Origin of the sequence: Gracilibacillus alcaliphilus (assembly GCF_016909015.1) — a bacterium.
Classification (GTDB): Bacteria; Bacillota; Bacilli; order Bacillales; family Amphibacillaceae; genus Gracilibacillus; species Gracilibacillus alcaliphilus.
Map to the genome: position 1 here is coordinate 75,648 of NZ_JAFBFA010000020.1, position 14,514 is coordinate 90,161.

The window sequence follows — 14,514 nt, forward strand, 5'->3', positions numbered from 1 at the left end:
AGGTGAACACATTGTTTATTGAAATGAAGGGAATAGCGAAAGATTTTGGCAAGACTACAGTACTCTCCGATATCGATCTGACTGTGCAAAGCGGGGAGCTGCTGGCATTGCTTGGACCATCAGGTTCAGGGAAAACAACCTTACTAAGAATGATTGCAGGGCTGGAATGGCCGACAAACGGAAAAATCAGCTTTCAGGGTCGCGACGTCACGAACATATCTGCCAAAGACCGTAAAATCGGTTTCGTATTTCAGCATTATGCCTTGTTTAATCATATGACCGTAGCAAAGAATATCGCATATGGTTTGCGTGTGAAAAAGAAGCAAGAAAGGATGAATAAAAAAGATATTGCTAAGAAAGTTCAAGAGCTGCTGGCGCTTGTCAAACTAGAAGGCTATGATGACAGATACCCGTCCCAATTGTCAGGCGGTCAAAAACAACGGGTAGCACTCGCTCGTGCACTAGCAATTGAACCTTCTGTGCTCTTGCTAGATGAACCTTTTGGTGCACTCGATGCACAAGTAAGAAAAGAATTAAGGCATTGGCTTCGAACCCTTCATAAGCAGACCGGGGTAACTACCGTTTTTGTCACACATGACCAAGAAGAAGCCTTGGATGTGGCAGATCAAGTCGTTGTTATGAAGGACGGGCAAATTATTCAAACCGGATCTCCAGTAGATATCTATGAATCACCGAATAGTCCATTTATGTATAAATTTCTTGGAGGTGCCAATGAATTTAAAGGAACTGCAACAGCTGCCGGTGTTAACATTGGCCATGCAACATGGCCGATAGACAATAACTCAATCACAGCAGTGGGAGATAACATGATTGGTTTTGCTCGTTCTCATGAAATGGAGTTGTCAAAAGAAAAGGTAACAAATGATCAATTAGAAGTGTGTATTTCTTCAATTCATCCAGTTGGCCCGCTTATATTTATTGAAGCCATCCATCAAAATGGCGAACAGGAAAAGATAGAAGTCCAGTTATCGAAACAAATATTTGACGAGATGGATATTAAAGTTGGAGACCGCATGTATGCCAGACCGCAGCGACTTGGTGTTTTTATTGAAGATTTTATCATATAAACGTATGAAAAAAATCTGGTCTGTTTGTTGTGATAAGATCTAAAAAGAGACTAGACAGCTTCGTATTAACCCAATTCATGTTACACGTTGGAGTCTCGCTCTTGTTTGAAAAATAGTAAGTAAAGGATCCTAGTGTGTTACAAGAGGGGTCTTTTAACAATTTTTGATCATCAGAAGAGAGGCTTCCAGCGTGTTTTTGTTAGAACTTGGAGCAGAAATAAAAATAAGCAGGAACAACACGAACAGGTAACCCAAGATATAATGGTATTGGTAATTGAAACCGCTTAAAAACAGGTTTTGTATGAATATATAGAGGATTTATTATGTGAAAAATGTAATTAAAATATAAAAGGTGTAATTTGTCTTATTCGCTATATTTTTAAAGAATATATTGACTCCATTCGTTTATGAGCGTATACTTTACCTAAATTTACATGAAATAGGTATTAAAACATAAAAATAGTACTAAAAGGAGTGCTGATTACATGTGATATCTTCATTATATGTATTGAATTGTTAACGTATGGTTGGTATAAATTGCGGTGATATAGGGAGGTTTGGCTATGAAATAAACAGTAAACTAGTTAATTTAGCTGGATGATTAAATAAGAAATTTATTAGTTATATTTTTCAAATATGATTATTTTTGATGTTAAAAAAAGCAGGAAAATACAAAAGATGTTTTTATACAATAATTTTAGCATAAATAAATGCCATGGCTAAAGAACAAAAAGCATAATTGAGGAAAGGGCCTGCCTGGTTTCGGCCAAAGTGGATAAAACAATATTTTCCACGTGATCCATTGTATTTGTATGCGCTTACAATAATTTAATTGTGCTGCTGTAGACAGAGACTTTTTGTATAACTGAAGTTTACTGAAGAATTCCTAAAGATAAAGTGAAAAATAAAGGAGGAGTTGTCATGGCAACGTCAAAGCCAAATATTATGTTAATATTAGCCGATGATCTAGGTTTTTCTGACCTAGGCAGTTTTGGTGGGGAGATCAAAACCCCGAATTTAGACAAGCTTGCAGGTAATGGACTGCGGTTGACTCAGTTTTACAATTCCGCTCGCTGCTGCCCTAGTCGTGCTTCCTTATTAACTGGATTGTATCCGCATCAAGCTGGAGTAGGTGAGATGGATCATGATTTAGAAACACCAGGATACCGCGGTTACCTTAAGGATGATTGTGTAACATTGGCAGAAGTGCTGGGTACTAATAACTATCATACGTATCTTTCAGGAAAATGGCATGTAGGTAAACAAGGACCAATTAAGCGAGGATTTGATGAGTATTATGGATTGTTAGGCGGATTTAACAGTTTTTTTGATAAATCTCATTATGTCCGATTACCAGAAGGGCGTGAAGAACGGCATTATGAGGCGGGCGAATTCTATGCTACGGATGCCATTACCGATCATGCATTGGATTTTCTTGAAGATTCTCGTAAAGATGATCATCCATTTTTCCTTTATTTATCTTATAATGCACCACATTTCCCATTACAGGCACCCAAAGAGGAAATCGCAAAATATGAAGGTGTATATAATAAGGGATGGGATCGCATTAGAGAACAACGATTAGAAAGAATGAAGAAACTGGGCATTGTTCCGGAAGATTGTGAATTGCCGCCGCGGGCAGAGTTTTGGAACCGCGATCGAGACATGTACGGGCAAAATCCGGTGTGGGATGCTCTTGACCGAGATCGTCAACAAGATTTGTCAAGACGTATGGCAATATATGCTGCGATGGTAGACAGAATGGATCAAAATATTGGCAGAGTAATAGACAATCTTCAGAAAAATGGGGAATTAGACAATACATTAATTTTATTCTGTTCTGATAATGGTGCATGTGGTGAATGGGATCCCTGGGGATTTGACAATTGGAAAACAACTTCTAATATACTGCATCGTAAGGAAGATATCGATAAAATGGGAGGTCCGGATTCTTATCATAGTTATGGATCGGGTTGGGCAAATGCATGCAGTACTCCGCTCCAACTGTATAAACACTATAGTCATGAAGGCGGGATTAGTACACCGTTAATAGCACATTGGCCTCAAGGGATTGAACGGAATGGGGAAATTGACCATCGCCCAGGTCATTTTATCGATTTTATGGCTACGTTTGTCGATATATCAGGAGCAGTTTATCCGAAAGAAAATAATGGACATAGTATATTGCCGTTGGAAGGAGAAAGTCTCCTGCCTGTGTTCCTCGGAGAAGAACAGAATGAGCGCACCTTTTGCTTTGAACATGAACAACATTGTGGAGTACGAAAAGGGAAGTGGAAGCTTTCAAAAGTTAAAGAAAGAGATTGGGAGCTGTACAACATAGATAAGGATCGTACAGAGCTTGATAACTTAAAAGAGTATTATCCAGAATTAGTCAAGGAAATGATTGCGATATGGGACGAATGGGCAGAGCGAACAAATGTTTTGCCGCGTCATAAACTATCGAAGGAAAACTAGGTAGCTATTATGATTAAAAAACTTATCGGTTTCTGCTTTTTAGCTATTGGCAGGTTTAAATGAAAGGAGAATACTATATTGAAATTATTACGAATGCTTCTTATTATGGGCGGAATCTTGACTTTTCCAAGCTTGGCATTTGCTTATAGTAATCCATTTGAAGACTTACCTGATTCTTGGCAATGGGACAATGGAGATTTCTACGGTGAAGGAGATCCATATATTTTAAAGCACAATGGGACATACTATCTTTATGTAAGTACAGTTGATGATAAAAGTGGTGTAAAGCTATGGACTTCAGAAGATCTAGTCAATTGGGAACATTATGGTTTGGTAACGGAAGAGCCAACTACATTGGCCGCTTATGCACCTGAAGTCACTTATTGGAATGGTGCATTTTATATGTATACTTCACCTGGAGGAAATGGACATTACGTTTATAAAAGTGATAGCCCTTTAGGACCTTTTGAGTTACAGACCGAAAATCTCGGTATGGGTATTGATGGCCATGTCTTTATTGATGATGATGGTAAGTGGTATTTTTACGGTACTGGTCAAGGATATATCACGGCACATGAAATGGAGGATCCTTATACATTTGGTCCTGCAATAAATACGGGGGCGGAAATGAATGGCTGGACAGAAGGAGCAACTGTATTTAAAAGACATGGGCAATATTATATGACATATACTGGTAATCACGTATGGAGTAATGCCTATCGAATTGATTATGCTACAAGTGACTCGCCAATCAATAACTTTAAAGGGAGTACTCAAAATCCATTTTTAATTAATTCTGAAGGATCAAATGTTGGATTAGGGCATAATTCCATAATAAGAGGCCCGAATCTTGATTCTGAATTTATTGTTTATCATAGTCATGCCAAACCAGGCAGATTTATGAATATGGATCGGATTGGCTGGAATGGTGACAAAATGATTGTACTTGGACCAACCACATCTGAACAACCTGATCCGCAATTACCTGATTTTAGCGACCGTTTCGAACGAGAGGAGATTGGTTCAAACTGGTCTGATGTTAATAATGGAGATTGGTTGATTGTAAACAATGATGACTCCTATGCAATGGAACAAGCTGCAATTGGTGATGACTCATGGTATCGCCAGGTAACTGCTTATGAGACTGAGGCAGACTATACAGCTGAATTTAATGTCCAAATGATCGACAAAGGAGAGAGCACTGCACCACGTTTTGGCACGGTCTTTTCTTATCAAGACGAAGATAATTATGGAGTTGCGGTATTAAATCCAATTAACAATAGTCTGGAGACTTTTTTCCGTGTGGATGGTACAGATCTAGAATGGGAAACATCCTTATTGCCTGAAGACTTTGATCCTACAGCACTACATCATATTAGGGTAGAAAAAGAAAATACAGAATTCAAGATCTATATTGATGATATGCATAAGCAAACAAGAGATATTCAAGCCCTAGCAGGCGGAAACATTGGGTATACAACAATGGATGTTCATGCTTCCTTCGGTTATATAGCAACAAGTAATCAAGTAAATGGAAGTAATATATTTGATTTGTACAAACCGATACCAGGTACCATTGAGGCTGTTCATTATAATACCGGTGGAGAAGGATCAGGGTATCATATCGTAGAAAATGAAATATCAGATACCTACCGGAAAGATCATGTTAACATCGGTACTAATCCTGAAAGCGGCTTAAGTGTGAATTCCCTTAAACAAGAGGAATGGCTTAACTATAATGTGAATGTGGAAGAAGAGGCTATCTACGATTTTACGATGAGAATGGCAACGGCTGAAGAGGGCACAAAAGTGAGATTGTGGTTAGACAATGACATTGATTTAACAGGTGTTATTGACATCCCTAATACAGGTGGTTGGGATCAGTGGCAAAATATTTTAATGGATAAGCTCACCTTACCTGAAGGAGAGCATGCTATTAAGATAGAAGTAATGGAAGGAGAATTAAACCTTGCAAGCTTTGATGTAAAACAACATCAGCCGGTATCCCTTCTATTCGACGATTTTAATGATGGCTTAGACGCTGGCTGGGATCGATATGAAGGTTCTTGGAGAGTTGATACCAATCAAGGTTCAGTCAGTGATTTCGATGCACATAAACCGATTCCTGGATCAATAGCAGCCGTACATTATCGTGATGGCGGTGAAGGAGTAGGATATCATGATCGAACACCAGAAAATATTGGCGGGGAATTAAGAACAGATTCAGTAGACATAAGAGAAAAAGCAAATGGTAGTTATGTAGTTGGCTGGAACCAAACCGATGAATGGCTGAAGTATAATGTAGATATTCAGGAGAGTGGATTATACAATTTCGAACTGGAATTGGCTACAACATTTACGGATGCAGAAGTAAGGCTATGGTTAAATGATGAGATCGATCTAACTGGTGTTGTCGATGTGCCTAATACAGGAGGTTGGAACAATTGGGAAACACTGACGGTTGAAGACATCGAACTTCCCGCAGGTGAGCATACCTTAAAATTAGAAATTGTTACAGGAGAATTTGATATTTCTATGCTTACTTTCCGATCATTTGCTGTCCATAAACCTTTACCAGGAACGATCGAAGCGGTTGATTATAATTTAGGCGGTGAGGGAGTTGCCTACCATGATAAGACCGATACCAATACTGGCGGAGAATTTAGAGTTGATGGGGTAGACATTAAAAAAGATCCTGAGGTAGGATTTGCCGTAGTGGAATTTGAGGAAGAAGAGTGGATTAATTATAATGTGAATGTTACAGAAGCTGGTGTATATGATCTGGATTTGATCACAAAAAATGTAAATGAAAATACACAAATAAAATTTCTGTTAAATGATGAGCAGGAATTAACAGCTAATGTTGATATTCCGGTTACTGAAGACGATACATGGCAGAACGTACCTATTAAAAACTTAGAGTTGCCCGAAGGAAATCATACCCTAAAGATAGAAGTTGTTTCTGGTGAACTTTCTTTTTCGAAAATGATATTCCATACCTTTGACCAACATCATACTTTACCAGGAAAAGTAATGGCTGTGGATTACATGACAGGAGGGGAAGGTATAGCCTATCATGATAATACTGCGGAAAATATTGGCGGGAAATATCGATTTGATGGGGTAGACATACGTAATCATCCAGATGGTACGTTTAACATTGGTTGGAATCAAGCGGGGGAATGGTATAAGTACAATGTAGATATAGAAGAAGTTAATGAATATATCTTAGAATTAAATGTTGCTAATATTGTACAAGGCAGTCAGGTTAGAGTTTGGTTAGACGATGAAATAGATCTCACTGGGATTATCGATATTCCACAAACAGGTGGATTAGATAATTGGACAAGTGTAATAAGAGAAGAAATTTCATTACCTGTTGGTGAACATACGATTAAAATAGAAACCGTAAATGGGGAATTCGATTTTCACAGCTTCACCTTTCATGATAGTGAAGAATTTGAAGTGATAGAGCAAGAGGGTGTTTATCGATCAGGGGCAGGTACATTTGCCAAATCTATAACTGGTGAAAATGGGTGGAGTAATTATATTGTGGAGGCAGATCTGCAAATTGTGGATGGTAAGGGCGATGGCGGAATTTTGTTTAGAACAAATAATCCAGGGCATGGTACAGAACTTAACCATAATAATGCAGACATGCTGCAAGGTTATATAGCGTACATCAATAATGAAGGCGTACATCTTGGAAAGTTCAATTATGATTGGGAGCATTTAGAAAGTGTTAATCTGAATGAACCTATTGATGAATGGCAGCATATGAAGGTAGATGTGAATGGAACCAATATCAAGGTTTATGTGGGTGATATGGAAAAACCAAAAATTAATTATACCGATCATAGTGATACAGCATTCACTCATGGCAAAGTAGGAGTTCGAAGCTTTTTTAGTGATACAAAGTATGATAATTTTCTCGTTAGAGCCTACCCTGATTATGATTCTACCGAGGAATTAATAGAGAAGTTTCATGATGAAGGGGATGTTGATCAATCTCTTTACAAATTGCTTTTAAATAAACTAAAACAAGCGCAAAAGCAACAAGATAAAGGCAAAGAAAAGCAAGCGGCAAAACATTTGAACGACATGATTAAACACTTAACAAAACAGAAAGAAAACGAAAAGATATCTGACTTTGCCTATCAAATAATTCACGATAGCGTACGTCAAATGATAGAAAATAAATAATAGACTAGCAAATTAAGACTTATCCATACATATGGGTAAGTCTTTTTTTATTAGCAAGAAATTGCATATTGCATCTTTCTTATTTAGATGTTTTTTTATATTGATTTGGAGAAATACCGTAATACTTTTTAAATGCTCTTGAAAAGGAATATAAATCAGAGTAACCCAGAGTCAGTGCTATTTCAGTTATTGTATGTGAATCATCAGTGATTAATTCTATTGCTTTCTCCATTCTTAACTTATAAATATATTTACTAGGTGTCATGCCTGTCTTTTTGGTATAAGCAGTAGTAAAGTGGGAGCGATTAATATCAATATATTTAGCGACATCTGTAACAGTGATATTTTCAGCAAAATGCATATCCATATAATCCTCACCTTTCTGGAGCCAGTCTGAAGCAGAATAGCTTGATAGATTTAATCGATTTGATTGTTGATACAATTGATGGAAAAGTTTATACATCATACTAATCAATAGTAAATCATCAGGTTCATCCGTATCTTTGAAATAATCGGATAGTTCTTTAACTGTAGTAACAATTTGATCATTTAAAATATTATGTAAACAGGAAGAATACTGTGTTAAGCCAATTCTATTTAGCAGAGGTATAGCTTGTTTACCATCGAAAGCAAGCCAAAACATTTTTAATTTATTATTAGGGTTTGTAGAATAATAATGTGTTTGATTAGGGAAAAGACAAAATAGATCTCCTTTGTTGATGACTGTTTCCGTATTATTTTGCTTAAAAACCCCTTCTCCCTCTAGAATAAAGTGAATACTGAAATAGGTAATTAATCGAGGTCCCATCTTATAATTTGGTTTAGCTAGATTATGACCAGATCTAATCGGCCAAAGCCCGCCAGACTTAAGTAAGGGGGTCGGATTATAATACCAATGCTCAGCAAATTCATGAGAAAATTCCTTCAAATTTTCCACCACCAATAATAATTGTTTGTTCAACACAGTAAACTGTGGCTTCTTCGTTAAACAATAATAATTCTTTCTAATTATAGCAAAAGCAGAAATAGATAGACAAGAATCAATGGAAGAATAGCCAATGATTGAGGAAGTTAATACGAATGATAAATTCGGAAATTTCAATAAAAAATCACATTAAAAAAGTGGTTACTGAAAAATCAAAGTTCTAAGCGTTCCAACAAAAGTTTGCTTCATAAAAATCTATATATAAACCTTTCGCAGGAATTATCTTTTATAAGATATAAAATTCTTACATGCTTTATTTATCGCAGTGTAACTGGCTCGATTGGTTCAACTAAGGTTCAGCGTAGGAGAGAGGAAGCTGACTAAGTTCGCGACGTCGTGTCGCAATGTCTGCACTAAGCACATCCTATGCGTCGAACCCCACTGAACGAAGTTTCACTTTATTTTTTGCTTTAATTAGTGGCAGGGTTAATTTTAGTAACAATTTGCTAAATCAAAACTAACAAATTAACATTTTTAAATTTTTATATGTGTGTAAAATAGTTGGTATAAATATATACTAATTTTTCAATACAAGTTGCAAAGGAAGCTAGTGAAAGTCAACCAAATTTATAGAAAAGAAGTCTTTCTTTGTGGGATTGTACGATTGTTGAAAGGTTAGTTAAGGACAAATCCTAAGAAATTAGCCAATTTGGAGGAGTATGGAATGGGTAATGAAAAAACAAATATTTTGCTGATAACAACAGATCAACAACATTGGAATACAATTCAAGCGTTAGGTAATAATGCGATTAAAACACCTAATTTAGATCGCTTGGCAGAAGAGGGGCTATCATTTGATAGAGCATATGTATCAAGTCCAGTATGTTCTCCCAGTCGTTCTTCTATTATAACAGGTGAATATCCATCAAGACATGGTTGCTGGAATATCGGAGTTGAACTGGATGAGAACCGCACTACTTTTGCTCAATTATTGCAGGGTGGTGATTATGCAACAGGATTATTTGGGAAAGCTCATTTTAAACCAGTCTTAAAGGAAGGGAGTTTTGAAGCACCGCCACATATTCATGATCGAGAATTTTGGAGAGACTGGAATGGCCCATATTATGGTTTTGAACAAGTGGCAATGCTCCATGGACATGCTGACGAAGATTCTTCTCATGGTATGCACTATGGAGCTTGGCTGACTGAACAGGGTATTGATCCAAGCCAATATTTTGGACCTAAAGGCGGCTATCGGGAAGGTTCATGGGAGTTGCCAGAGGAATATCATTATACGCGTTGGACCGCTGATAAAACCATTAATTTTCTTGATAAACAAGATAATAGTAAACCGTTTATGGCATGGTGCAGTTTCCAAGATCCACATAATGCTTTCCTTTGTCCAGAACCATGGAATAGTATGTATGATTCGGAACAGCTTCCATCGTTTATCGAAAAAGAGGGAGAGATGCTTGATAAACCAATGCTTCATCGATATCTTTATGAAGATCGAATGGATGAATTAGGTATTCAAGTAACTGCTGACCCAGGACATGACACTGGTGGCTTGCAATGCCTGGGTCATACTAATAAAAAAATAGGATATGAGAGGGCTAGAAAATGGTTAGCCTCTTATTACGGGATGATTAGCTTAATAGATTACCATGTTGGGAGAATTCTTGATAAGCTAGATGAACTTGGAATGGCTGAGAATACAATGGTTGTTTTTACTTCAGATCACGGTGAATATGCAGGAAACCATGGCTTGTGGCTGAAAGGCCCTATTCACTATGATGATATTCTACGTGTTCCTTTTCTTGTAAGGTGGAAAAATCAGATTCCTGCAGGCAAGCGGACACAATCACTTCTTAGTCTTGTAGACCTGGCACCTACATTTCTAGAACTTGCAGGTCAGACAAAGGTGGAAACGATGCAGGGAGTGAGTCAGTTAACCACAATGAAATATCCAGATAAGCCGTCACGTGAATGGTGTCTAGTTGAGAATCGAGCAGAAGCTAATTTTTATGTAAAAACGTTAATAAGGAATAAATATAAATTAAATTACTATTTGGAACGAGAAGAGGGTGAACTCTATGATTTAGAAAATGACCCGCAGGAATTTATTAATCTTTTTGATGATCCTTCATATCAAGCGGTCAAGCTAAACATGTTTATGCAGCTTATTGATATTTATGGTGAGTTAGAAAAACCGATTCCAACCAGACAAAGCTTTGCATAGTTGTTTAACAAAAATGTTGAGATAGGTGAATAACGGAAACAACCAAATATAATGGAATAGGGGAATTCACAATCATGATAGAAAATGGATTTATCGCTGGTCTTTACCGTTTGAGTGAATGGGTAATGAAGCTGGCCTACGCGAACATTTTGTGGCTGTTTTTTTCAGTTGTTGGCGGTGTTGTCTTTGGACTAGGACCTGCAACTGCTGGCTTGTTTGCTGTAAGTAGAAAGATGGTTATGGGAGCAGATGAAATTCCTGTATTTAGAATATTTTGGAGTGTCTACCGAAAAGAATTTAAAAGAGCAAATATTTTATTTTTAATACTTATCAGCATGGGCCTATTATTATATTTTGACCATCGATTTTTTCTATCGCAACAAGGTCTTATTATTGATATAGTAAGGTACTTGATTTTAGGACTTTTTTTAGTGTATTTTCTTGTATTATTATTTATTTTTCCCCTGTTTGTCCATTATCAAATGAAATTGTTTCATTACTTTAGAAGTGCTGTCATATTTGCGATTATGCAACCTTTTATTACAATTTTGATGGCTTTAGGTTGTTATTTTATATATGAAATTCTACTATTTTTCCCTGGCCTGATACCATTCTTTTGTAGCAGTCTATTTAGTTATCTCTTAATGAAATTAGCTTATATATCATTTAGTAAAATCGAACGCAGGGAGGAAAATAAAAAACAGGTCATAGAAGAACAATTATAAACCATCACAGCTTAACTTTTTTAGGATATGTTTGTTTAAGTGTCATATAACTGTAACTGAACTAACACCTTTACTGTATAGTATTTTGAACCTCATCCATTAACTATATTAAATGTAAAGGTGTTTTTTGTTGCGTCTACATAGCAATTGTTAATTAGATGCCATCTTTAGCAGTCTATTGAATGGAGGTTTAAAAGTAAGTATGAATGTATAGCTATCTGCAATAAAAAATCAACCTCTCCAACATTCGGTTAACTCCGGGTATTTCTTTCTCCATTTTGTATTATTCACAAATCAAAGATTTCTAAAAAGGAACGATTTTTCTTATTGCCTTTAGGCTGCTCCTCAACCATTACATGATAATTATTACTGCAATATTTACTCTTTAAGCAATAAAAAATTTGATGATTCTAACAAAATGATAACGCGTGATCTAACAAATTAACATTTTAAAATAAATTTTAATAGCTTATATTTAGTCATATGAACAAGCACATTTTCATGATGCAAAACCTTTATTCATAGTAATGAAAGCGATTTTTAAGTGTGAAGGGGGGAAGCTTGGTATGTAATAAATTTAATCATTGATTTAACGTGACATGACATGAAATTTAAATGATCAAAGGAAATGAGGTTAAAAGCATGACAAACAAGCTAAGGCCGCCTGCAGTACCATTGGTAACTATTGATCCATATTTTAGCATTTGGTCGAATGCAAATCAATTACATGCTGCTGAAACAATTCATTGGACTGGAGCAACCCATGGAATGGTAGGAATGGCTGTAATTGATGGAAAGGCATGGCGATTCATGGGCGGGTATGATCGGCGTAGTGATTTTAAATCGTTAAATGCTCCAGCCATGCAGCAAACAGATATTACCATTAAACCACTATCAAGCATTTATACATTTAAAGCTGGTGGTATTACCCTAACTGTTGATTTTACAACTCCATTGCTGTTGAATGACCTCGACGTAATGGCTAGACCTACTTCTTATATTACTATCAAAGCTTTTTCAAATGATAAGAAAAATCATAGTGTAGCAATCTATTATGATGTCACTAGCGAGCTAGCGGTTGATGTTCCAATTCAAGAGGTAGTGGCTTCAAGAAAGCAGCTGCAAGATGGAAGTCAGATTCTCCAAGTAGGTACTGAAAAACAAAGAGTACTAAAACGTAAAGGAGATATGATTCGCATTGATTGGGGATACGCCAGTCTTGTTTTACCAAATGACACAGAAGCTGAAACGGCTATTGGATCGGTCGATATACGAGATCAATTTATTGAAACGAAAATGCTCCCGAAAACAGATGATATAAATTTTCCACGAACTGTAGATGATGACATGCCAATACTTGCTAGTGTAATAGATTATGGTGAGGTAGGCATAGAGGGAGTTTCACACTATTTTATGTTAGCTTATGATGATGTTTACTCTATTCAGTATTTTAACGACCAATTACCTGGATATTGGGCAAGGAATGGTCAAAGTTTTCAGGAGGTTGTGCTCAAGTCCATTCATGAATATGTAGCAATTATGGAAAAATGTAATCGCTTTAATGAAGCTATGATAGCTGAGGCTGAAGAAGCGGGTGGGAAGAAGTATGCAGATATTCTATCTCTATCTTACCGTCAGGCTATTGCCGCACACAAATTAGTTGAAGATAAAAATGGAGAAATATTATTTTTGTCAAAGGAAAATAATAGTAATGGGTGTTTAGCAACTGTTGATGTAAGTTATCCATCGATGCCATTATTTCTTCTTTATAATCCTGAATTAGTGAAAGGAATGTTAAGGCCAATATTCCAATATGCGAGTTCACAAGCTTGGCCATATGACTTTGCTCCCCATGATCTTGGTAGATATCCAATTGCAGATGGTCAGGCTTATGGAATGGAACTAAAAAGACAAATGCCCATAGAAGAATGCGGAAACATGTTAATCATGACTGCTGCTGTATGTTGGATAGAAGAGAGTGCCAAGTTTGCTTCTAGTTACTGGAGGCAGTTAAAAAAATGGGCAAATTATCTAATCAACTATGGTATGGATCCTGGAAACCAGCTATGTACAGACGATTTTGGTGGACATCTTGCACATAATGCTAACCTTTCTATTAAAGCAATTATTGGAATTGCAAGCTATGGATATCTAGCACGTTTAATGGGAGATGTGAAAGAAGGAACAACATATCTCAACAAAGCAAAAGAAATGGCTGTCCATTGGGAAGCTAAGGCTCATGATGGTGACCATTATCGTCTAGCATTCGATGCACCGGGAACGTGGAGTTTAAAGTACAATTTGGTTTGGGATAAGCTATTTCAATTACATTTGTTTTCTTCGGAAGTGAAAGAGAAGGAAATTGCTTGGTATCTGCGTAAAAGTAATCAGTATGGAACTCCTTTAGATAATCGAAAAACGTATACAAAAGCTGATTGGCTTGTATGGGCAGCGACATTGGCAAACGAACCTTCTGATTTTAAACAATTAATTACTCCAATCTGGGATTTTCTGAATGAAACAGATTCACGAGTACCTTTCACAGATTGGTATTATACAATCGATGGTAAAATTACTGGTTTCAAAAATCGATCGGTTGTTGGAGGATTATTTATTAAGCTGTTAGCAGATCGCATGACTGAATAAACATAAAGAAGTTTTCACACCTTTTGCTAGTCACCTCTCTCATTTATAAGTATCTCGTGAAAAGCAAAATAATTGCTAAGAGACTTAGGAGGTGATCCAAAAAATAATTATGTTACTTACTCAACTTTCGCACCTAGAAAAATTTAACGAAATCAATAAGCTCAAGTGCTTGTAGTTACTATAATAGGCTCCTTGACAAAGATTTAAAACAAG

The 14,514-nt window shown here is 36.6% G+C and carries 7 protein-coding genes; 6 read left to right on the forward strand and 1 reads right to left on the reverse strand.

The annotated features are described in order from the left end of the window. Positions 1-11 precede the first annotated feature (11 nt). The 3 genes from JOD18_RS14555 (at position 12) to JOD18_RS14565 (ending at position 7,766) form a co-directional block, all read left to right on the forward strand. The gene (locus tag JOD18_RS14555; protein ID WP_204669862.1) at positions 12-1,088 is read left to right on the forward strand and encodes a sulfate/molybdate ABC transporter ATP-binding protein; all 1,077 of its coding nucleotides are present in this window, start codon (positions 12-14) and stop codon (positions 1,086-1,088) included. Between the two features lie 921 nt (positions 1,089-2,009). Then, positions 2,010-3,563: an arylsulfatase gene (locus tag JOD18_RS14560; RefSeq protein WP_204669864.1), complete on the forward strand. Its 1,554-nt coding sequence runs from the start codon at positions 2,010-2,012 to the stop codon at positions 3,561-3,563. A 78-nt stretch (positions 3,564-3,641) separates the two neighbouring features. After that, positions 3,642-7,766 (forward strand): carbohydrate-binding protein, encoded by a 4,125-nt coding sequence (locus JOD18_RS14565; protein ID WP_204669865.1) that lies wholly within the window; start codon positions 3,642-3,644, stop codon positions 7,764-7,766. 79 nt (positions 7,767-7,845) lie between these two features. Here JOD18_RS14565 and JOD18_RS14570 read toward each other — a convergent pair whose 3' ends face one another. Next, positions 7,846-8,868, reverse strand: coding sequence for an AraC family transcriptional regulator (locus JOD18_RS14570; protein ID WP_204669866.1), 1,023 nt, complete (start codon positions 8,866-8,868; stop codon positions 7,846-7,848). A gap of 547 nt (positions 8,869-9,415) precedes the next feature. On the opposite strand from JOD18_RS14570, the gene JOD18_RS14575 reads away from it, so the two are divergent. The 3 genes from JOD18_RS14575 to JOD18_RS14585 all read left to right on the forward strand — a co-directional run bounded on the left by JOD18_RS14575 (position 9,416) and on the right by JOD18_RS14585 (position 14,301). After that, on the forward strand, positions 9,416-10,930 hold the full coding sequence (locus tag JOD18_RS14575) for a sulfatase family protein (protein WP_204669867.1): 1,515 nt from the start codon (positions 9,416-9,418) through the stop codon (positions 10,928-10,930). Between the two features lie 74 nt (positions 10,931-11,004). Next, positions 11,005-11,655: a YesL family protein gene (locus JOD18_RS14580; RefSeq protein WP_204669868.1), complete on the forward strand. Its 651-nt coding sequence runs from the start codon at positions 11,005-11,007 to the stop codon at positions 11,653-11,655. 642 nt (positions 11,656-12,297) lie between these two features. Next, positions 12,298-14,301 (forward strand): glutaminase family protein, encoded by a 2,004-nt coding sequence (locus JOD18_RS14585; RefSeq protein WP_204669869.1) that lies wholly within the window; start codon positions 12,298-12,300, stop codon positions 14,299-14,301. Positions 14,302-14,514: the final 213 nt, after the last annotated feature.